At 39.6% G+C, this 21,769-nt stretch carries 22 protein-coding genes and 1 riboswitch; of the genes, 14 read left to right on the plus strand and 8 right to left on the minus strand.

Annotated features, from left to right (window positions below; all coding sequences use genetic code 11):
• Positions 1 to 5: 5 nt before the first annotated feature.
• The 3 genes from HUN22_RS01140 (at position 6) to ftsW (ending at position 2,985) form a co-directional block, all read left to right on the plus strand.
• Entirely contained in the window at positions 6 to 257 is a 252-nt protein-coding gene (locus HUN22_RS01140) for a DUF6587 family protein (protein WP_174726199.1), read from the plus strand.
• A 160-nt stretch (positions 258 to 417) separates the two neighbouring features.
• Positions 418 to 1,764 (plus strand): UDP-N-acetylmuramoyl-L-alanine--D-glutamate ligase, encoded by a 1,347-nt coding sequence (gene murD, locus HUN22_RS01145; protein ID WP_174726200.1) that lies wholly within the window; start codon positions 418 to 420, stop codon positions 1,762 to 1,764.
• Between the two features lie 24 nt (positions 1,765 to 1,788).
• Positions 1,789 to 2,985, plus strand: a complete 1,197-nt coding sequence (gene ftsW / locus HUN22_RS01150) for a putative lipid II flippase FtsW (protein WP_016144113.1) — start codon at positions 1,789 to 1,791, stop codon at positions 2,983 to 2,985.
• Between the two features lie 55 nt (positions 2,986 to 3,040).
• Here ftsW and gluQRS read toward each other — a convergent pair whose 3' ends face one another.
• The 6 genes from gluQRS to HUN22_RS01180 all read right to left on the minus strand — a co-directional run bounded on the left by gluQRS (position 3,041) and on the right by HUN22_RS01180 (position 9,516).
• Entirely contained in the window at positions 3,041 to 3,904 is an 864-nt protein-coding gene (gene gluQRS / locus HUN22_RS01155) for a tRNA glutamyl-Q(34) synthetase GluQRS (RefSeq protein WP_174726201.1), read from the minus strand.
• A 130-nt stretch (positions 3,905 to 4,034) separates the two neighbouring features.
• Complete coding sequence (gene dksA / locus HUN22_RS01160; RefSeq protein WP_174726202.1) at positions 4,035 to 4,568, minus strand: RNA polymerase-binding protein DksA; 534 nt, start codon at positions 4,566 to 4,568, stop codon at positions 4,035 to 4,037.
• Positions 4,569 to 4,778: 210 nt separating this feature from the next.
• Complete coding sequence (gene cpdA, locus HUN22_RS01165; RefSeq protein WP_174726203.1) at positions 4,779 to 5,591, minus strand: 3',5'-cyclic-AMP phosphodiesterase; 813 nt, start codon at positions 5,589 to 5,591, stop codon at positions 4,779 to 4,781.
• Between the two features lie 4 nt (positions 5,592 to 5,595).
• Complete coding sequence (locus HUN22_RS01170) at positions 5,596 to 6,222, minus strand: NUDIX domain-containing protein (protein WP_174726204.1); 627 nt, start codon at positions 6,220 to 6,222, stop codon at positions 5,596 to 5,598.
• Positions 6,223 to 6,297: 75 nt separating this feature from the next.
• Entirely contained in the window at positions 6,298 to 8,175 is a 1,878-nt protein-coding gene (gene thiC / locus HUN22_RS01175; RefSeq protein ID WP_174726205.1) for a phosphomethylpyrimidine synthase ThiC, read from the minus strand.
• Positions 8,176 to 8,264: 89 nt separating this feature from the next.
• Positions 8,265 to 8,399, minus strand: a riboswitch (TPP riboswitch).
• Between the two features lie 34 nt (positions 8,400 to 8,433).
• Entirely contained in the window at positions 8,434 to 9,516 is a 1,083-nt protein-coding gene (locus tag HUN22_RS01180) for a hypothetical protein (protein ID WP_217488026.1), read from the minus strand.
• 110 nt (positions 9,517 to 9,626) lie between these two features.
• Here HUN22_RS01180 and HUN22_RS01185 point away from each other — a divergent pair, with 110 nt between their 5' ends.
• From HUN22_RS01185 to phoU, 4 genes are all read left to right on the plus strand, one after another.
• Positions 9,627 to 10,208: a TetR/AcrR family transcriptional regulator gene (locus HUN22_RS01185; RefSeq protein ID WP_174726206.1), complete on the plus strand. Its 582-nt coding sequence runs from the start codon at positions 9,627 to 9,629 to the stop codon at positions 10,206 to 10,208.
• A complete protein-coding gene (locus tag HUN22_RS01190; RefSeq protein ID WP_174726207.1) occupies positions 10,201 to 11,106 on the plus strand; it encodes a DMT family transporter in 906 nt (301 codons plus the stop codon). The genes HUN22_RS01185 and HUN22_RS01190 overlap by 8 nt, the downstream gene beginning before the upstream one ends.
• A 95-nt stretch (positions 11,107 to 11,201) precedes the next feature.
• Positions 11,202 to 12,533 carry a TolC family outer membrane protein gene (locus tag HUN22_RS01200; RefSeq protein WP_174726209.1) on the plus strand — a complete coding sequence of 444 codons (1,332 nt, stop codon included), beginning with the start codon at positions 11,202 to 11,204 and terminating at the stop codon, positions 12,531 to 12,533.
• 105 nt (positions 12,534 to 12,638) lie between these two features.
• A complete protein-coding gene (phoU, locus tag HUN22_RS01205) occupies positions 12,639 to 13,361 on the plus strand; it encodes a phosphate signaling complex protein PhoU (RefSeq protein ID WP_000075183.1) in 723 nt (240 codons plus the stop codon).
• Positions 13,362 to 13,666: 305 nt separating this feature from the next.
• Here the strand turns inward: phoU and HUN22_RS01210 are convergent, their stop codons facing one another.
• Both HUN22_RS01210 and argH read right to left on the minus strand, forming a co-directional pair.
• Positions 13,667 to 13,936: an oxidative damage protection protein gene (locus HUN22_RS01210; protein ID WP_000089995.1), complete on the minus strand. Its 270-nt coding sequence runs from the start codon at positions 13,934 to 13,936 to the stop codon at positions 13,667 to 13,669.
• A 9-nt stretch (positions 13,937 to 13,945) separates the two neighbouring features.
• Positions 13,946 to 15,379 carry an argininosuccinate lyase gene (gene argH, locus HUN22_RS01215; protein ID WP_174726210.1) on the minus strand — a complete coding sequence of 478 codons (1,434 nt, stop codon included), beginning with the start codon at positions 15,377 to 15,379 and terminating at the stop codon, positions 13,946 to 13,948.
• Between argH and HUN22_RS01220 the strand changes: the two genes are divergently transcribed.
• The 7 genes from HUN22_RS01220 (at position 15,370) to HUN22_RS01250 (ending at position 21,601) form a co-directional block, all read left to right on the plus strand.
• Positions 15,370 to 16,509: a sensor histidine kinase gene (locus tag HUN22_RS01220; protein ID WP_174726211.1), complete on the plus strand. Its 1,140-nt coding sequence runs from the start codon at positions 15,370 to 15,372 to the stop codon at positions 16,507 to 16,509. The two genes, argH and HUN22_RS01220, sit on opposite strands and share 10 nt — an antisense overlap.
• Before the next feature lie 60 nt (positions 16,510 to 16,569).
• Positions 16,570 to 17,310, plus strand: a complete 741-nt coding sequence (locus tag HUN22_RS01225; RefSeq protein ID WP_174726212.1) for a LytR/AlgR family response regulator transcription factor — start codon at positions 16,570 to 16,572, stop codon at positions 17,308 to 17,310.
• 100 nt (positions 17,311 to 17,410) lie between these two features.
• Complete coding sequence (gene hemC / locus HUN22_RS01230) at positions 17,411 to 18,328, plus strand: hydroxymethylbilane synthase (RefSeq protein ID WP_217488028.1); 918 nt, start codon at positions 17,411 to 17,413, stop codon at positions 18,326 to 18,328.
• A gap of 3 nt (positions 18,329 to 18,331) precedes the next feature.
• Complete coding sequence (locus HUN22_RS01235; protein ID WP_174726214.1) at positions 18,332 to 19,099, plus strand: uroporphyrinogen-III synthase; 768 nt, start codon at positions 18,332 to 18,334, stop codon at positions 19,097 to 19,099.
• An 8-nt stretch (positions 19,100 to 19,107) separates the two neighbouring features.
• Positions 19,108 to 19,950 (plus strand): hypothetical protein, encoded by an 843-nt coding sequence (locus tag HUN22_RS01240; protein WP_174726215.1) that lies wholly within the window; start codon positions 19,108 to 19,110, stop codon positions 19,948 to 19,950.
• A gap of 9 nt (positions 19,951 to 19,959) precedes the next feature.
• Positions 19,960 to 21,153, plus strand: coding sequence for a heme biosynthesis protein HemY (locus HUN22_RS01245; protein ID WP_174726216.1), 1,194 nt, complete (start codon positions 19,960 to 19,962; stop codon positions 21,151 to 21,153).
• A 7-nt stretch (positions 21,154 to 21,160) separates the two neighbouring features.
• Complete coding sequence (locus tag HUN22_RS01250; protein WP_174726217.1) at positions 21,161 to 21,601, plus strand: acyl-CoA thioesterase; 441 nt, start codon at positions 21,161 to 21,163, stop codon at positions 21,599 to 21,601.
• Positions 21,602 to 21,769 lie beyond the last annotated feature (168 nt).

A 21,769-nucleotide genomic window follows, 5' to 3' on the forward strand; every position in this document is an offset into this window, starting at 1 on the left:
TGTATATGGTTCAATATCTGATCATTGCGGTTTTAGTGATTTGGAGTGCTGTAGTTGTTTTTAAGAAAGTATTTCCAAAAACAGCAAACTCAGTGTTTTCTTCACTCTCTCTGTTTTGCGAAAAGCAGGGTTGGACGACTTTGGCAAAATGGCTTAAACCAAAAATGATCTTTGGTTGTGCTGGAGGTTGTGGTTGTTCAAGCGAAGATAAACCTAGCAATACAGTTCAAGAAATTAAGCCAATTAAATGGCAGTAAATTCACTATTTCTTGTTTCGTTTAAAAAGCCATCATATTGATGGCTTTTTTACGCACTGACACAAAAAAAGATGAATAAAGTTCAAACTGAAAAAGCATTCAAAACAGCAAAGTGCTAACATTTTTGCCATTCTGTCGATTGATAAATTGTGGGGCAAAAATGTTAATACAACGTGGTGGGCTAAAAGTTGTCGCAGGCTTGGGAATCTCAGGCGTTTCTGCTGTAAATTTCTTGCATGAACAAGGCTACCAAGTTGCAGTAACAGACTCTCGTCCCACGCCGCCGGGGCATGATCAGATTCCAGCTGGCGTTAAAACCAGTTTCGGTCAACTTGATCAAGAATTATTATTACAAGCAGAAGAAATTATTTTAAGCCCAGGTCTTGCACCACAATTACCAGAAATTCAGGCCGCTATTGCGCAAGGGATATCGGTAGTAGGGGATATTCAATTATTACGCCGTGCAACCGATGTGCCTATTGTTGCGATTACAGGTTCCAATGCGAAAAGTACGGTAACGACTTTAATTGGTATAATGGCTAAAGATGCGGGAAAAAAAGTTGCTGTGGGTGGCAATCTTGGACGCCCAGCTCTAGATTTATTAAAAGATCAACCTGAATTAATTATACTTGAGCTATCAAGTTTTCAGTTGGAAACCACTTCTCACTTGAATGCTGAAGTTGCTGTGGTTCTAAATATGAGTGAAGACCATTTAGACCGTCACGGCAATATGTTGGGTTACCATCAAGCAAAGCACCGTATTTTCCAAGGTGTTAAAAAAGTAGTATTTAACCGTGATGATGCTTTAAGTCGTCCTCTTGTTCCAGATACAACACCAATGCAAAGCTTTGGTTTAAATGCACCAGATCTAAATCAATATGGTGTTTTAAGAGATGGTGATGGCACACTTTGGCTTGCGCGTGGTTTGCAACGTTTAATTAAAAGCTCGGATTTATATATTCAAGGCATGCACAACGTAGCCAATGCTTTAGCTTGTTTAGCATTAGGTGAAGCAATTGGTTTGCCTATGGAATCTATGCTTGAAACCTTAAAACAATTTAAAGGCTTAGAGCATCGCTGTGAATATGTAAAGACTGTGCATGATGTACGTTATTACAATGATTCTAAAGGCACTAACGTTGGCGCTACGCTTGCAGCGATTGATGGTTTAGGCGCTGCAATTGAGGTTAAAAAAGGTAAGGTTGCCTTGATTTTAGGTGGGCAAGGTAAAGGACAGGATTTTGGTCCATTACGTTCTTCTATCGAAAAATATGCCAAAGTTGTGGTATTGATTGGTGAGGATGCTCCGGTTATTGAGCAAGCCATTCAAGGTGCAACCAAAATTTTACATGCAGCAACGCTTAAAGAAGCTGTAGAGCTATCTCAACGTGAAACACAGGCCGAAGATGTGGTGTTGTTATCACCAGCATGTGCAAGTTTTGATATGTTTAAAAGTTATAATGATCGTGGTCAGCAGTTTGTTGCCTGCGTCAATTCGTTGGTTTAAAGAAAACATGATTAGGAATGTAGTATGGCAGGCTTAGCTCAGACCACAATCCAGAAAATCAATCATTGGTATGAACGGATATTGCCTAAATGGCCAGCGGAAGTGACGCCACGTAATGTCCTGATTTTCTGTGTCGTTGCATTATTGTGTATCGGTTCAGTGATGGTTGCATCTGCTTCGATGCCCTATGCTGAATATATGCATGAAAACCCGTTTCACTATGTGATTCGTCATGGTATTTCGATTGTCGCTGCAGGTGTAGTGGCTTATTTGACCTATCGGATATCACTTAATACGTGGTTTAAAAATACCTTTCCGCTGTGGCTATTAACCATGGTTCTGTTGCTTGCTGCTTTGGTGGTGGGTTCGGAAGTCAATGGATCTACGCGTTGGATTAAGATTGGTGGCTTTACCTTGCAGCCAACCGAGGTTGCCAAAGTCATGATGGCGATCTTTACCGCAGACTACGTGGTGCGCCGTGCCAAAGAGGTTCGTACTCATTGGAAAGGCTTGCTACGGCTAAGTGGGGTTATGGCAATCACGGTCGGTTTGATTATTGCTGAGCCTGACTTGGGGGCAACGGTCGTTATTGTCATGATGATGGTTGGTGTGTTCTTTTTAGCGGGCGCGCCACCAACTCAGTTCTTAATCATGCTTGGTGCGATTGTCACGGGTATCGTGTTTTTGATCTTATTTGAACCCTACCGTTTCCAGCGTTTGATTTCGTTTACTGACCCATGGGCAGATCCATTAGGTGTAGGTTATCAGTTATCAAATGCATTAATGGCTTTTGGCCGTGGCGAATGGTTTGGTACAGGCTTAGGCCACAGTGTACAAAAACTATCTTATTTACCTGAAGCACATACTGACTTTATGTTGGCAGTTCTAGGTGAAGAGTTTGGTTTCGTGGGTATTTCCATTGTCATTGCTCTATCTTTCTTGATGCTAGCATGTTGTATCAAAATTGGTCACCGTGCTTTGAAACATCATTACCTTCGCGCAGGCTATTTAGCTTACGGTATTAGCATTATTTTCTTACTTCAGATTTTGGTAAATGCGGGCATGAATATGGGCTTAATGCCGACCAAAGGTTTGACTTTGCCATTCATTAGTTATGGTGGTACGTCTTTAATGATGTGTGCTGCGATGATTAGTTTGATTTTAAAGATCGATGCTTCAACACAAGAAGTCAACCCAGAACGAGAAGAGTCGAACTTCTAATTGAGTATTTAGAAGTTTAAAAAAGCCCGATTTTGATATCGGGCTTTTTTATTATTTATAGATATGTTCCGCTGAGCTCTTGCCCATGGGGAATTAAATCGATATTCCACTGCGCTACAGCCTGCTTCAGCATCAGTTTAGGCTGATCTAAATCAACCTTGGGTTGTCCTAAGGCTTGTATTGCTTTTTGAAGTAATTTAGGAGCTTTTGATAAATCGAGTGCTTGAGCAAGATTTTGTTTAGAGAGCTTTTGTCCTTGGTCATTCATGGCGAGGGGAAGGTGCATATAGCTCAGTTTAGGATAACCTAGAAGCTGTCCCAGCCAGATCTGACGTTCAGTGTTATCTAATAGGTCTGAACCTCGAACGACATGGGTAATACCTTGTAGATAATCATCCACGACGACAGCAAGTTGATAGTTAATAATCCCATCACGGCGCTTAAGGACGAAGTCTCCGAGATCGTGGTGTAGATTGGAGCAATGACGTCCTTGTAATCGGTCATCGAAACAGATCTGCTGATCTTGAACTTTTACCCGTATCGCTTGACCTTGAAAATCAAGATTGAGATCACGGCAAGTACCTGCATAGATTGCATTTGAACCCAACATTTTTCTTGTACATTGACATGCATAGATAAGACCTTCTTTTTTGAGTTGGTCTAATACGCTTTCATAAATGTCTAAACGGTTTTTTTGAAAGACGATCTCAGCATCTGGTTCGAATTGGAAGATTTCTAATGACGTGAGAATATGCTCTTCACTGCCCGGATAAATACGAGGGATGTCTGTATCTTCTATTCGAACTAACCACTTACCATGATTGGCTTTGGCATCACAATAGCTTGCGACAGCAGTCAGTAAAGAACCGAAATGTAAAGGACCAGTAGGAGAGGGAGCAAAACGTCCAATGTAAGACATAAAGATTTATAGTTGTCTATATTAAATCTACACCTAACCCCTCCAATATAAGGAGGGGAATGTGCGAATATCAGAAGTTTTTAAAATTCGCAGTATTCCTCCCTTTGAAAAGGGAGGTTAGGAAGGATGGTTATCCGTTGTTTTGCTTTTCTTTGATTTCAGCCAAAGTTTTGCAATCGATACATTGAGTAGCTGTTGGACGAGCTTCTAGACGGCGCAAGCCAATTTCGATACCACAAGTTTCGCAGAAACCGTAATCACCACTTTGGATCGCTTCTAATGATTGCTCGATTTTACGAATCAGTTTACGCTCACGATCACGTGTACGTAATTCAATCGCAAACTCTTCTTCCTGAGTCGCTCTATCATTTACATCAGGTAAAGCAGATGATTCATCTTGCATTGTGTTGAGCGTACGATCAACTTCTGACATTAACTCTGCTTTCCATGCATTTAGGATTTGGCGGAAATGCTCAAGTTGTCCATCAGACATGTATTCTTCATTTTTTTTCGGCTGATAAGGTTCAATCCCAAACAAGCTCGCAGTTGTACCGCCTTCAGAAGCTTTAGGTTTGGTTTTGCGTACACGTTTTACAGCCGATTTTTGTTCGTCGATCACTGCTGTGTGTTCGTCCAAGACTTGATTTTGGTTGTCATTCGCCATATAGGGCATTCCTCATCTTACACGTACTATCTATACGCAAAAAATATGGTGATATGCAAGTGTTTTTATAGAAAACCATCGATGGGATTTTCCCATCGGGTCGTCATCATATAGATTTTTCCTGCAAGATGATAGTCATTCCGTCCCGTAAATATTTTCAAAACGTGTTTACCCCAGTCATAATTATGTATAAGCATATAAGAAATAGGGTTAATAGCCTGAAATATCAGTATTTATATGACCTTGAAAATTTTCAAGCCGGAAGACTTCTGTTTCAAAACTACCATTGTTTTTTAGACGAAGGTAACGATAGCCGGGAGCATTTTGATCTAAGGCAAAATCATTACTAAACGGTTTAAACTGAACACTTGTCGATGGGGTTGAGAAAAATTCGATTCCTTGCCAAGTGTTTATGGAGTCCTGATGAACATGCCCACAGACTAAAGCTTTTACATTTTTAAACGGGGCCAATGTATTAAGCAAAGCATTAGAATTTTGTAGCTTGTGATGATCAATCCATTTTGACTTCATGGCAAAAGGGTGATGGTGACAAGCTAACAAAACATGGTTATCTACGTACTCTTCGAGTAAAACCGCTAAGTTCTCTAGCTGTTCGGCTGATAGATGTCCATCAATATGATCTTTTACCGCACTATTTAATAAAATAACACGCCAGTTTCCTAGGCAAATAACCACAGGTTCCTGATGGTTTCCTTTATGTAATGGAAAATGGTCAACATTGTCATGATTACCTAAAGTCTGAAAAAAAGGCAGACCAAGCGTTTGCATATATTGAATATAGCGTTTATAGGTAATAGGCGTTGGTGCTTGAGCTAGATCACCCGTATGGATGATGGCATCAATTTCAGGATGTTTATTTCGTATTTGTTGAATAACGGCATGAAAACTTTCTTCAGGATTCATACCCACAAATTCTAAATGTGGATACTCCAATAGGTGAGTATCGGTAATTTGTATAATGACATGGTCTTTTTGTGAATGTGTTGAGACTTGAAAAGTCACCGTCCTACCTCTTCGGATTTATTATCGTTTTGCTGTGTTGGGCCAGCCATTGTAATGCCATAATGACGGGAGCATTTTTTAAACGTCCGCTGTCGAGTAGAGTTTGGATTTCACTATAATTAAACAAGTGTAGTTGAATATTTTCACCCTCATCATCTACACCAAATACACCACCATTAGTGGGTAATTGAGTTTCGGCAACATAGAGATGAAATAACTCTGAGCAAGCACCAACTGACGGATAAAAGCTAAATAGATGTTCTAAATCCTGAACTTCGCAACCTGACTCTTCGAGGCTCTCTCGTCGAATGCAACTTTCTGGTGATTCATCGCCATCTAACACGCCTGCAATGATTTCTAGCTGCCATGGAGACTGAGAATCATCTAAAGCACCAACACGGAACTGTTCAATCAGTGCAAACTGTTGTTTTTGATCATTGTAAAGTAGTACACCAGCAGCTTCAGGCCGATGAATGAGTTCACGTTGCAATACATGAGTATATTCAGTTTGGTTAAATAGACGATGTCGAAGGCTGACTTTTTCAACTTGAATAAAACCACGGAATAGAGATTCACGTGATGTTACTTCGACATCTTTAGATGTATAACTTGGACGTTCAACAATACTCATGATTCGATCAGGACGAAATCTATTTATTTCATCCTAACCGAGAATCATGGCTAGGCAAGTGTTTTTTTTGAATATTTACACTTTATGATACAGTTTTTGACCTTGTTCTTGGTAAACTTCTTTCATCGCTTTGAGGCCTTCTTCAACCTCTGAATCGCTATTTGTGAGATTGTTGGCATAGTCGCGTACATTCTGAGTGATTTTCATTGAGCAGAACTTTGGACCACACATTGAGCAGAAGTGAGCAGATTTATGAGCCTCTTTTGGTAAGGTTTCATCGTGCATGCTACGTGCTGTATCAGGGTCTAGACTTAGGTTGAACTGATCATCCCAACGAAATTCAAAACGTGCTTTTGATAAGGCATTATCACGTACCTGTGCACCCGGATGTCCTTTAGCAAGATCGGCAGCGTGTGCCGCAAGCTTGTAGGTAATAATCCCATCTTTAACATCTTTTTTGTTTGGTAGACCCAAGTGCTCTTTCGGTGTGACATAGCAAAGCATTGCTGTGCCGTACCAACCAATCATGGCTGCACCAATTGCAGATGTAATGTGGTCATAACCCGGAGCGATATCTGTCGTTAAGGGCCCGAGTGTATAGAAGGGCGCTTCTTTACACACCTCAAGCTGTAAATCCATGTTTTCTTTAATCATGTGCATTGGTACGTGACCAGGGCCTTCAATCATGACTTGAACATCATGTTCCCATGCACGGTGAGTGAGTTCACCTAGTGTTTTAAGTTCGCTGAATTGTGCTTCGTCATTTGCATCTTGAATACAGCCCGGACGTAAGCCATCACCTAAGCTAAATGAAACGTCATAAGCTTTCATGATTTCACAGATTTCATCGAAATGTGTGTATAAGAAGTTTTCTTCATGATGTGCTAGACACCACTGCGCCATGATTGAACCACCACGTGAAACAATACCCGTTAAGCGGTTTGCGGTAAGTGGTACATAGCGAAGTAATACACCTGCGTGAATGGTGAAGTAGTCAACGCCTTGTTCAGCTTGTTCAATCAGCGTGTCTTTGAAGATTTCCCAAGTCAGGTCTTCTGCAACACCATCAACTTTTTCAAGTGCTTGATAAATCGGTACAGTGCCGATTGGAACAGGTGAGTTACGAATAATCCATTCACGTGTTTCATGAATGTTCTTACCTGTCGACAAATCCATAATGGTGTCGGCACCCCAACGGGTTGCCCAAGTCATTTTTGCAACTTCTTCATCAATTGAAGAGCCAAGCGCTGAGTTACCAATGTTGGCATTAATTTTAACCAAGAAGTTACGACCAATAATCATTGGTTCAAGTTCTGGATGGTTAATGTTAGCAGGAATAATCGCACGACCTTCAGCCACTTCTTGGCGAACAAATTCAGGTGTAATTTCTTTTAAATTTTTTGCACCAAAATTCTGCCCAGCATGTTGACGCATATCAACGCCTTCGCGCTGGCGCTGATTTTCACGAATTGCAATATATTCCATTTCAGGTGTGATAATACCTTGCTTGGCATAATGCATTTGAGTGACATTTTTGCCTGCTTTAGCACGGCGTGGATTTTGAATATGTGCAAAACGAATGTCAGCGGTGCGAATGTCTTTTAAACGCTCTTGACCAAACTTTGAAGTTAAGCCAGAAAGTACGTCGGTATCGTTACGCTCTTCAATCCAGTTTTGGCGAACTGAAGGTAACCCTTTGTTTAAATCAATTTGAACATTTGGGTCGGTATAAACACCTGAAGTGTCATAAACCATAATAGGAGGATTATGTTCACCGCCAAGACCAGTAGGGGTGTCGGTTAAAGAAATTTCTCGCATTGGAACCTGAATGTCAGGGCGAGAGCCTTCAATATAAACTTTTTTAGAAGCGGGTAGGATGCGGGTTAAATCTTTTGCATCTTGTTCATGTTGTGCTGAAATTTCAGCAGAAGAGAGATTCGTTAACTGGTTCATCACATGATCCTTATGAATAACATCAACGAATCAAGCACGACCAAAAACGATGGCGGATTTATCTTTACGAGATAAATTGGGGGCTTTAAGTTTTCAGATGGCTTGATTCCTACGCAGGTCTTAACCTGATCAGGTTCAACGGTACTTGTGATCAAACTTGTGTTGCGATAACACGGAATTTACACAATCTCAGCGAGCTATTACTCGCGCTCCGTCAAGCGATTTACAGACTAACATGTTTTAGGTTGGCTGGCATTGTCAATTTGTATCTATACAAACCGCATCCATATGGCAGTCACGGTAGCTTTTGGTATTCCATGGTGACTCTAATTTTAATAACTGCTCAAGCTGTTCATGCACAATTTGATAGGTTGATTTCTTTTGTCCACTTTCATCAATTAAATCTGTCTTAAATTGTGTATTACGCTCATCCACGGGAGTGGCAATGAACTTGAGAAATTGTTGGGCAGGTTTCGCTAAACTCGACTGTTTTTGTGTTGATAAAAATTGAATTTGTTGTAAAGCATCTTTATCAATCCATGTGTTTGGAGCAAAGTGATCGGACACAGGCGTATTATCTAAGCCAAAGAAAATAAAGTATCGGTACTCATTAAATAATAATTTTGCATCACTAATAAAATAACTCTTTGGATATTTCTGAATAAATTTCTCCCAAAATAATGCACGCTCAGTAAGCTCTTTCCATGAAATAGCCAAAGCACCGTCGTCATAGAAAATTTCTTTATTGTCTTTCGCCATACGAGTTAAGAACTCTTTTTGGTCAGTGGGTAGAGCTTTAGCAAAAACATCAACTAAATAGTTTGGCTGACGTCGGTAGGTAAACATGCCCTCACCTTGATAGAGAAGTTCGATGTAGGCTTGGCCCTCGTGTTGAATCAGATATTGATCACGAGCGCTAAGCTGATCGAATAACTTTTTCTTGGTTTTCATTGTTTTTTTAGCATCTAATGGTTCTTTTTCTAAAATGGCATAGCCAAATGCTTCAAAAGCTCTAGCTGTTTTGTCAGTGTAGTCGTGTTTAAGAAAACGTTGATACATGGCAGTTGATGCATTAATCAGCTTAAGCTGTTCCTCATTTTTTAAAGAGGGAACACAGGTTTTAAGCTTTTCATTAATTTGATTTAAATCTTCTATTTTGCTGTTTTGATTAATCGTGTGCATAGCTATCATAATTTGTAAGCAGCTACTGTCTTGTTTTTGAGTGGCCTTTCGCTCAGTTGTTTTTTGCTCTTTAGACACAGTCTGATCTTGCTCTGATGTTTTATTACATCCAGCTAAAAGTAGTGCACTGCACATACTCATCATTAGAACTTTCTTCATCATTGTACTTTTATAGAAATTAATATTGCTCAAATTATAACGCTTAAAAAGATTGCATCATTGTTAGAAATCTTTATTATTAGGTAGGTCGGTCTACTTAAATTAAAACTATGAATGATAAAACAGCAAGACAGAAAATTCTCGATGCAGCGGCAACCTTATTTTATAACGATGGCATTACTGCAACGGGCATTAACTCGGTTACGACTAAAGCAGATGTTGCTAAGATGTCGCTTTATAATAATTTTTCTTCAAAAGGTGATCTTGTTGATGCCTACATTGCTGCACGACATCAAGAGTGGCTTGATCTCTATCAAACACGTTTAGAAAAAGCAAAAACAGCGAAAGAAGCTATTTTGGCTGTGTTTGATGCCTATCAAGACCATGCAGAATTTGCCTATGAAAAAGGCTTTCGAGGCTGCGGGTTATTGAATGCTGCGGCTGAGTTTCCGGCGAATAGTACAGGGCGAAGCTCGGTAAGACAGCATAAAGAAGAAGTCGAGGCTATTGTTGCTGAGCATTTAAAAAAATTAATACCAGACTCACAACGTGTGAATTATGTGGCTACACAGCTTTCTTTTCTTTTAGAAGGTTCTATGGCAAGAGCAGGCTTAGAGGGCAACAGTCGTCAACTCCTCTTGGCAAAACAAATGGCTGAAGACATTTTAAATAGAGAATGCCTACATGATTAGCCTCATTAAAAATAGTAGCTATGGAGGCACAATTGCGATTTTAGTTGCCTCTGTTTTGTGGGGAACAACAGGTACTGCGGCAGCATTTGCACCGACACTTGGCCCACTTGCTATTGGCGCCGTAGCGATGGGCGGTGGAGGCCTTTTACAAGCTTTGGTTGCATCACAGGCGATACGGGAAAACCGCCAATTTATTAGAGAAAATCTTTCAATACTACTTTTAGGCGTAGTGGCGGTTGGAATTTATCCTTTGGCTTTTTATTCCTCAATGCATTATGCAGGCATTACGATTGGTACGGTGGTTTCAATTGGTACCGCTCCACTTATCGCAGCGATTTTAGAAAGATTCTTTGACCGCAAAGCTTTATCTGCTATTTGGTTTCTAAGTTTTATTTGCGGTGTGCTTGGCGTAAGTATGTTGTCGATGGGCGAAAGTCATGCGGTTCAAGAGAGTACAAATCAATGGAATAAATTCTTCGGTATTTTCCTTGGGTTGGTCGCTGCTACAACTTATTCGCTTTATTCATGGGCCGCAAAAAGATTAATAGATCGGGGTGTTGCCGCTAAAGCTGCAATGGGCATGATTATGGGTGGCGGGGCAGTTATTTTGCTTCCTACTTTATTGGTTACAGGTGGAGGGTTATTGCATAGCTCAACTAATCTACTTGTGGCTGGTTATATGATGCTGATTCCTATGTTTTTAGGTTATTTACTTTTTGGATTTGGTCTAAAAACAGTAAATGCTAGCAAGGCTACCACCCTAACTTTATTTGAACCTTTAGTTGCTGCGATTTTTGCGATTGTTTTGGTTGGTGAGCATGTTTCATGGGTAGGCTGGATAGGTATGTTTCTGATTTTTATTTGTATTTTAATCTTGTCAAAAACTAAGGATTCTTAAAAAACTAAAACTTTTAATGGCTTGAGTTTGATTAGAATTTTTCTTAGTCTTAAAGGCAAGTTTTATCGTTGATTTGAACAATGAAAATAAAATTAATGGTCGCTGTGGGCCTTTGGAGTTTTGCATCTTCGAGTTTTGCTCTAGATTTGGTTGAAGCTTATGAGCGCGCAAAACAAAATGACCCGACATGGCAAGCCAATCAACAACAATATGAAGCAGATCAACTGAACTTAGGCTTAGCAACGGGGGCGTTATTACCCACTGTCACATTGTCTGGAAACATTACCCGTAATCGACAAACTGTAAAACGTTCAAACTTTCCGGGTGTTGATCAAGAAGGCCTGTCAGATGCTTTGGTGAGTAATACTTCGACGACTCGACAGGCGACTCTCACTGCACGTCAGCCATTATTCCGTATGGATGCTTGGGAAGGTTATAAGCAAGTTAAAACTTCGGTTGCCTTAAGTGAAATTACTTTAAGACTGCAAAAACAAGATCATGTTTTAAATGTAGCAGAAGCCTATTTTAATGTACTGCGTCAGCAGGCATTGAGTGTTGCATATCTACAAGAAGAAAAAGCTTTGCTTGAGCAGCTTAATATGATGAATGCCAAACTCAAAGAAGGTTTGGTGGCGCGTAGTGATGTGAGTGAAGCAAATGCTCAATATCAAAATGCCAGAGCTAATCGTATTGCAACCAATGTTCAATTACTTTTAGCCCAAGAACAGCTGTCTGAATATATTGGTTCTTATCAAGATAAGCTTGCTGTATTACGAAGTGACTTTAGTTTTCAAAAGCCTTATCCAGCAGAGCTTAATGACTGGATTTCTTTGGCCCAGCAAAAAAATCTAAAGATCCAGCAAGCCCGCTTACAGCAACAATATAGTGAAGATCAGCGCCGTGTGGAAAAAGCCGCGCTTTATCCACAGATAGACGCAGTTGCGAGCTATGGTTATACCAAACAGACCCCAGAGACTCTTATTTCGACTGACGGAAAATTTGATCAGGTTGGGGTAGAAATGAACTGGAATTTATTTAATGGTGGGCGCACTCGAACATCAATTAAAAAAGCGACTGTAGAAGCCAGTAAAGCTCAGGCTCAACTTGATGCGGCCATCCGCCGTGCCAATGTTGATGTGAAAAGTGCCTTTATGCAGGTCGATACAGACCAAGCCAAACTTGAAGCAAGAAAGGCTGCAATGGATTCATCTTCTTTAGTTTCTCAAGCCTCAAAAGCGAGTTATAACGAAGGCTTAAAAAGTATGGTTGATGTTTTATTAGCGCAGCGTAATGCTTTTTCAGCAAAACAGGATTATCTTAATAGTCAATATGACTACTTATTGAATGTACTTCGTTTAAAAGCTGCGGTAGGTCAGTTAGGTGAAAAAGATCTGGTCGAGCTTAATAGCTGGTTAACGTATCAGTAATAAAATGCTTTTATCTGAAATTTAATTTTGTCATAAAAACTTAATGATTGCTGTGTTTTAATGCTCAATCATTTTATTCCTGCGCCATCATGTTGGAGGCTTCCCTTGAGTCCAAGTAATCCGGTGTTAAGCCATCATATTTCTTCTCAATTTAATGAAGATTTGCAAGATGTAAACACAAAGTTTATGACCATGGGTGGCTTGGTCGAACAACAGGTTGCCAATGCAATTCATTCTTTGCTTGATACAGACGCAAATTTAGCGATTGATGTTCAATTTAAAGATAATGCAGTCAATCAATATGAACGTGATATTGATGAAGGCTTGACGCTAATTTTAGCACGTCGTCATCCAGCAGCAATTGACTTGCGTATGGTTATTGCCATGAGTAAAGCCAATACTGACCTTGAGCGTATTGGTGATGAAGCAGCGAAAATTGCCCGTATTGCACAGAATCTGTGTGAAGAGGGCGGGTCACCTCGTGGCTACATGGAAACACGTCATATTGGTAACCAAGTTCGTGTCATGATTCATGATGCTCTTGATGCTTTTGCACGTTTAGATGCAGATCAAGCTTTACGTGTACTTTTAGCCGATGCTGATATCGACCGCGAATATCAGTCGGCAACTCGTACATTAATGACTTATATGATTGAAGATCCACGACATATTGCCCGTGTGATTAATGTGATGTGGGTTTTACGTTCATTAGAGCGTATTGGTGACCATGCACGTAACATTGCTGAGCAAGTGATTTACATGGCAAAAGGCTTTGATGCCCGCCATACCAAAATTGAAGAAATTGAAGCGAAAGTCCACGAAAAATAATCTTGAGCTGAACTATTTAAAGGCCTTGTTTGAAACAAGGCTTTTTTATTTTTAAAAATAATAGATAAAAAAATGTCCCGAACTTTGGGGGGAAGTTCAGGACAGAAAATCAAGTGCATAAACACGACAGGGATCGTGTTCTTCTTGCTATAGAGTGATAATAAATTTTTCGCTTTTTAAAGTCATGTAGAGTCCTGTGCGCTCTATGTAAGGCTTTTTATGTTTGTGTAAGTTTCACGTAAAAAAAGGCGGATCTATGTATATAGACCCGCCTTTTTAATGATGAATAAGCTAAAACAAACCGATTATTCTGGTTTCCAGCCTTCAGCTTTTTCTACGCTTTCATCATTATTGAAGAATTTTTCACGTTGTTCTTCAAGAAACTTTTTAGCTTCTGGTTCAAACACGTTTAAACGCTTTTCATTAATCAGTGTAGTTTGATGCTGTAACCATTCTTGCCATGCTTGCTTAGAAACATTTTCAAAAAAATCTTGGCCTTTAGCACCCGGGAAAGGAGCGAAGTCTAAACCTTCCATTTCCTTTTGATATTTACGGCAAAATACTTGGCGACTCATGTTTTATCCTTAAGCGTATAACTGTTCTAAACGTGTATGGGCACGCGCAATCGCAGCTTCAACCTGTTTTGGTGAAGTTCCACCAATATGATCACGTGCATTTACAGAAGCTTCTAGGGTTAAGGCTTTATCAAATACATCTGCTGTAATTAAGTCAGAGAATTGCTGTAATTGCTCAAGTGTGAGCTCAGATAAATCTTTTTCTTCAGCAACGCCTAACGCGACTGCTTTACCTACAATTTCATGCGCATCACGGAACGCAACGCCTTTTTTCACTAAGTAGTCAGCAAGATCAGTTGCAGTTGAGAATCCACGAAGCGCAGCTTCACGCATAATTTCAATATTTGGCACCAATGCAGGAATCATGTCTGCAAATGCCATGAGTGAACCACGAACCGTATCGATCGCATCAAATAAAGGTTCTTTATCTTCTTGGTTATCTTTGTTGTACGCCAATGGTTGACCTTTCATGAGCGTAAGCAAGCTAATTAAGTCACCAAATACACGGCCAGATTTACCACGAATAAGTTCTGGAACATCCGGATTTTTCTTCTGCGGCATAATTGAAGAACCTGTACAGAAGCGGTCAGGAATATTCACAAATTTGAACTGTGCAGAAGTCCAAAGAATGAGCTCTTCTGACATACGTGATAAATGCATCATGATCAGTGCAGCAGCTGCATTAAATTCGATGGCAAAGTCACGGTCAGATACGGCATCAAGCGAGTTTTCAGATACAGCTTCACAACCTAAGAGTTCTGCTGTGTATGCGCGGTCAATTGGATAAGTTGTACCAGCAAGAGCGGCAGAACCAAGTGGCATGCGGTTAACGCGCTTACGACAGTCTTGAAGACGTTCAGTGTCACGTACCAACATTTCAAACCATGCAAGCAAGTGATGACCAAAAGTCACAGGCTGAGCAGTTTGTAGATGTGTAAAGCCCGGCATAATTGTATTTACATTTTTGGCAGCCAAGCCTAACAAGCCTTTTTGTAAACGTTCTAATAATTTTAAAATATCATCAATTTCGTCGCGTAGGTAAAGACGAATATCAGTTGCAACCTGATCGTTGCGGCTACGGCCGGTGTGTAATTTTTTACCTGTAATGCCAATACGTTGAGTCAAACGTGATTCAATGTTCATGTGAACATCTTCAAGATCGATGCGCCACTCAAAGTTTCCAGCCTCAATTTCTGAGCGAATGGTGCTTAAACCTTCAATAATGTCATCGCGTTCTGCTTCTGTGAGTACGCCAACTTTCGCAAGCATGGTAGCATGCGCAATCGAACCAGCGATGTCTTGCTTATAAAAACGTTGGTCAAACTGAACAGAGGCGGTAAATTCGGCTACAAAAGCGTCCGTCGCTTCAGAAAAACGACCACCCCACATACCTGAGGTTTGGTCTGGGGTTACTGAATTAGGGGGATTTGAAGATGTGGTCATGGTGGCTCAGTAAAATAAAAAAGAGTATATCACTTGCCGAAGCTCAACAAACAAAGTTGTTTCCTACAGCATACCGAAATCAAAATTCCTCCTATTTTTTTACGAAAAACGGGCGTTGGCAACACTTATTCGAATTAATTATCGCAAGTAATGTTTTGGCACTGGTCTTAGCATTGGCTGAAGCACAGTCTTGGCAAGCCTTAAATGGGGGAAGACTTTTTCAATACATTGTTTTTATTAATTGGGTGATATTGTCTTTTTTTGCCTTGGTTGAACGCTTTCAAGGTTTTTTTAGCGGTTTACGTCAAGAGTTTGCTTTGGCTATTGGTTTTGTGATGCTACAAGGCATTGTTGTTTTGACTACTTTAATGAGTAATTTTTTTCAATTTGGTCTTTTAAATAAACATGTTTCTTTAACACAGGACTGGAGCATTTACTTTACCAATGTACCTTTATATCTAAGCTATGGAATATTGCTCGGGGCTTTCTGTTTACGTTATTTATATGTTAGAGAACAATGGTTGCATCAGCAGTATGCAGAGTTAAATGCTCGTATTCAGGCCATGCAAGCGCGAATTCATCCTCACTTCTTATTTAATAGTCTAAATAATGTGGTCAGTTTAATTACGATAGATCCAGATAAAGCAGAAAGCATGCTTATTAGTTTGTCGCGGCTATTTCGCGCGAGCTTCCAAGAATTGAAGTTGGTGAGTCTGTATGAAGAAATCGAGCTGAGTAAACAATATTTAATGATTGAACAGGTTCGCTTGGGAGAACGCTTAAAAGTAGATTGGAAGATCGAGCTTTCATCTGTGCAATTAAAACAGATCACTATTCCTTTATTGACATTACAACCTTTGTTGGAGAATAGTATTTTTCATGGGGTAGAACCAATGATGGGTAAAGCAACCATAGGGGTATTGGTTGAAATATTGCAAAATCAGGTCAGTATAGTCATTACCAACCCATATACAGACGATACAATAAATTCACGGAAAGGGCATGGAATCGCTCTTGAAAATGTTAAGCAGCGCCTGAAAGCGTATTATGGGAACACCGTTAGATTTCAGGTTTATAAAGGCGAAGCTTTATATACCACTATTATGAGCTATCAATATCAAACAAAATAATAAGTCAGTCAGAGTTAACCATAAAAAAATGGACCAAGTTAACGGTGACAAGGAGGATGAATGAAGGTGCTAATTTGTGACGATGAACCACTTGCAGTGGAGCGTTTGTCACGTTTAGTTTCAAAGATGGGACATGAAGTTGTATCAACGGCTCATCATGGACAGGAGGCCTTAGAACAGGCACGGCTTCATCAACCGGATGTAATCTTACTTGATATTCAAATGCCAGGTATGAATGGTCTCGTCTGTGCAGAACAGTTAAGCCAGCTCAATCCTCGGCCTGCGATTGTGTTTTGTACCGCCTATGATCAACATGCGTTAGAAGCATTTAAATCACAAGCTCAAGCATATCTTCTTAAGCCGATTGATCCAGTAGAACTTGAGCAAGTTTTTGGTCAATTGACACAGCTTACTCGAGCACAGCTAAGTGCTTTGCCACAACATGAATTTTTACATGATCTAAAAACACAGCGCCATCAAATTGCTGCAAAAACCTATCGTGGCGTTGAGCTGATTCCTGTTGAGAATATCTATTATTTTTTAGCAGATCAGAAATATGTCACAGTGCGTCATCAAAACGGCAGTGTATTAATAGATGAAACATTAAAAGAGCTTGAAACCGAATTTGCAGATCAGTTTATTCGTATTCATCGAAACGCGTTGGTTGCAGTTGCATATCTAGATGGGCTAGAGCTGGTTAGTTCAGGTCAATATCAGGTTCGGTTACGTGGTCTAGATGAACGACTTTCGGTGAGCCGTCGACATTTGTCTACGCTTAGAGAGAGGATTCATCAGCTCTAAATTTAGAAGAGTGATCTTGGACTTGCGAGATTTTACTTGCAATTTTAAGGGATCAAGTTAAGTTTAGGGTGTATTGTTTGACCAGCCCATGCTTGAATTTATGAAAACCTTGAAAATTGCTACGCGACAAAGCCCACTTGCTCTTTGGCAGGCAGAACATATTCGTGCCCGTTTACAGGAGCTTCACCCTGATTTAACGGTGGAATTGGTTAAGTTTGTCACGCAGGGCGATAAAATTTTAGATACGCCTTTAGCAAAAATTGGGGGTAAAGGGCTGTTCGTTAAAGAGTTGGAAGCAGCACTTTTAGATGGGCGTGCAGATTTGGCTGTACATTCAATGAAAGATGTCCCAATGGCTCTGCCTGAGGGTTTAACCTTAGCAGTGATTTGTGAACGTGAAGATCCGTTAGATGCTTTCGTTTCAAATCATTTTGAAAAATTTGCTGATTTACCACAAGGTGCAAAAGTTGGTACATCAAGCTTGCGTCGTAAATCTCAGATTTTAAAACAACGCCCAGATCTACAAATTATTGACTTGCGTGGAAATGTTGGCACACGTTTAGCGAAGCTAGATGAAGGTCAATACGATGCGATTATTCTGGCCAGTGCCGGTTTGAAGCGTTTAGGGTTGTCAGAACGGATTCGTCATTGTTTAACACCAGATATTAGTTTGCCTGCTGTAGGGCAAGGTGCATTGGGCCTAGAATGCCGTGCTGCTGACCAAGATGTATTGGCTTTAATCCAACCGTTATTACACACAGAAACAGATGTTTGTGTGCGTGCTGAACGTGCATTTAATGCCTATCTTGAAGGTGGTTGTCAGGTCCCAATTGCAGGTTATGCCACATTACAAAATGGTCAAATCCATATCGAAGGTCGTGTTGGAAGCCCTGATGGCCAAACATTATTACGTGCTGAACTGACAGACGAAGCCAATAATGCTCAGCAATTGGGTGAGAACCTTGCTCGAAACTTACTTGATCAAGGTGCGGGTGAGCTATTAAAGGCCCTCTACTAAACCATGTTGTTTATTAATACTCGACCTGATTCTCGTGCAGCTGAATTAACAGAAGCTTTGCAAAATGAAGGTTGTCAGGTTGAGTCTTTACCTCTTTTAGAGCTTGTTGCCAAACCCTTTTCCGAACATTTACTTCAGCTTTACCAACAATTAATTAAGGCGCAAGCTATTGTTGTTGTCAGCCCAACAGCTGTTGAAGTGGGCATGGAGTATTTAGCACAAAGTGGCTTAAAAATTAGCGATTTAAAACATATTCAGTGGATTGCTGTAGGGCAGGCAACAGCAAATTGTCTAAATGAATATGGAATAGACGCACATATCCCAGATGTTGAAACCTCTGAGGGAATGTTGAACCTACCTATTCTGCACAATATGCAACAGACGGGTAGTGTGGCTTTCTGGCGGGGAGAAGGTGGTCGCCAATTTATGATGGAGTCTTTGCAACAGCAAGGAATTCAGATTTTAAATTTTGTTCTATATCATCGGCAGTGCCCGAAAGCTTCATATTCTGCATTCAAACATCTGACACAGAATTCAAATTATAATTTAAATAAATGGCTCGTCTTAATTACCAGTGAAGCGAGCTGGAAGTATTGGTTAGAGCTTTGTTCAAAAAATAATGTACAACCTGATGGTGTATATCTGGTTTTAGGACCTCGTCTTTTTCAAATGGTTAAAGAGTATCGCGATCAGCAACAGGCTCATTTTCACATTATTCAACTTGAAAATTTATCGCCTTCGGGGATGATTCATCACATTCAGGCATTATAAGGATTCATATGAGAAAACTTGTTTCTATCATCATTTTACTGGGCGTAGCTTGGTTGGCTAAGCTCAGTTACGATATGTGGCAAATTTCTCGTACTGTTCCCGAGCTCAAACAAAGTCTGCTGCAATCAGAACAGCACTATGCCAATTTAAATGATCAATTGGTTGCTTTACAGCGACAGTTGCAGAATCAACCCGTAAATACAGGGAATAAAACTAGTTCAGTGGCTCAACTAGATGCTCCACCGACAGGTATTGCACCTACAGTTTTAATTAAACAAAAGTTAGATTTAATTCAATTTGCGATTGATCAGCAGCAGTTGATTTATGCAGTTGATCAATTAAATCAGTTACAGCAATCGCTTGTACACTATGAAATTGCTCCTGCATTGCAGCATAGTTTGAATCAATCGCTTGAGCAGGATAAACAAGCAGTTCAACAATTCAGTTTGGCTCAAAATCAACGCCATCAATTAATTGATGATTTATTGCAGAATATTGATAAGAATATTCAACAAGCCTTAGCCCAGCCTAAACTTGAAATGGATCAATCCGAGACTGTGTCTTGGTGGAAAAAATGGTTCCGTATAGAAAAAGTAGAAACTCCTTCTATTAATTTAATGAATCGAAGTGTCGTGCTGAAAGAAGTGCAATTAAGATTGTTAATTGCCGAACAGGCACTCAATCAAGGAAAAATGACTGAGTATCAAAATGAGTTGCAATTGGTGATGCAAAAGCTAGATGAAATGCCTGATGCAACGAGTCAGCAGTTGAAAAAACGTATTGCTAAAGTGGCACATTTATCTGTCGTGCCAGTTCCTAAACTTTCTACACTTGGGCTAATTGGCTCATAAGGAGGATATATGAAACACCTCCTGTCGGTTTATTTCATAATTAGCTTAATACTTTTTGCAGCCTTAGCTTTATTGAGTTATGGCTATGGAATGGGATATGTCTATATTTACTGGCGACAATTACAGTTGCAAACAAATGTATGGGGATTAACCCTTACTTTTGTAGTAATAAGTTTTATTGCTCAACTTATATGGCTATGGATTAAACGTTATTCCTCTCGTGAGCAAAGAAAAAGTGAAAACATCTTTCAGTTTAAAAACCTTCATCCTTATGAACAATTAGGTATTGTCTGGTTATTAGAGGCTGCCGAAGACCAACGCGTATTTATTGAACGTGTTTTTACTCAGTCAGGACTTTTAAAAAATATTATTGATGCTAAGTTTCTGGTTTTAAGCGGTGACTATCCCAAGGCACTGGCGGCTCTCGATCAATCACCACCGATGGCATTTGAATTGGCAGAGTTACAGCGAATTGAAATCTTTTTAGCCGAAAATGAAGCCGACCGCGCATTAACTCATCTTGAGTTTTTATACCAACATCAGTTATCGCCTTGGTTACAAGAAATAGAAACTGCTTACCAACAAAGATTAACTGCTTTATGGGGGCAATTAGCTCTGCAACACCCATGGATATATTTACGATCCATGAAATACGGCTTATTAGATGCTGAGCATCGTGATTTATGGTTGCAGCAACTTCTTCAGCAATTTGAACAAGCCTCTATTGATGACTTACAGGCATTGCAACAGCGTTATTTAGATTTAGAGGCTGAAATTCAAACTCGACCTTATAGCAGTAAGTTGTTATGGCTAAAACTATTAGCCCGTATGCCAGATATGAGCATGCAACATGCGGCCTTAACCCTTCACTTGTTAAAAGAGCAGTTTGATCCAGAAGTATTTTATTTATGGTTTCAGCAACAACTGCTTAAGCAGGTTCCTGACTATGCTGATGTTGAAGAAAAAATTATTCAATTTGAAAATCAATATATGAATCTACCGGTTTTAACTTTCGCAAAATGGCATGTCTATATGGCAACTGGACGTCAAGCAGAAGCTGAAACATTATTAACATTATATCCAGATAATATTTTAATGAGCTATTTACGTATTAAGTCTACGCTTAAAGAAGATGAAGTGTTAATCAAACAGTTAAATCTAATCTTTGAAAACGATGCAAATTTTTTAAAGTTTAAAATATGAGGTAAAAATGAAAGAACTGTCTGTCTATCCAATAATATATGAACAGAAAGTCGCATGGGGAGATATGGACGCTTTTGGTCATGTCAATAATGTACAATATTATCGATATATTGAAAGCTCACGTATTTTATATATGGAAGCAATAAATATATTAACTCCCCAAATATATCCCGTTGTTGCTTCAAGTCAGTGTAAATATTTAAGGCCTGTTTTTTATCCCGATGTATTGAAAGTCGGTGTTCGCGTGGAAGAGCTCCGTAATAGCGCATTCCGTATGGCCTATATATTATGGAGTGAAACCCAACAACAAATCGTGGCTACTGCTGAGGCTGTTCTGGTATGCATGGATAAATTAACAGAACGAAAATGTGAAATACCTCAGGAGATAAAACAAAAAATTATTGAGTTAGAAAAATCAGTAGGACATGACTTAATACATTCATCTTAAATAAATATTAATAAAATATATTTCATTTATAATTGATAATGTAATTAAAAGGTAATTTTTTTAGTTATTCTGATGAACACGGCTTTCAAACTATTGCTTATTGAATGGATTATAAATAATATTGGTCTTGATTTTATGTTTTTAAATTTTGTCTGTATTATTTTGAAT

Origin of the sequence: Acinetobacter lactucae (genome assembly GCF_013344765.1) — a bacterium.
GTDB classification, from domain to species: Bacteria; Pseudomonadota; Gammaproteobacteria; order Pseudomonadales; family Moraxellaceae; genus Acinetobacter; species Acinetobacter lactucae_A.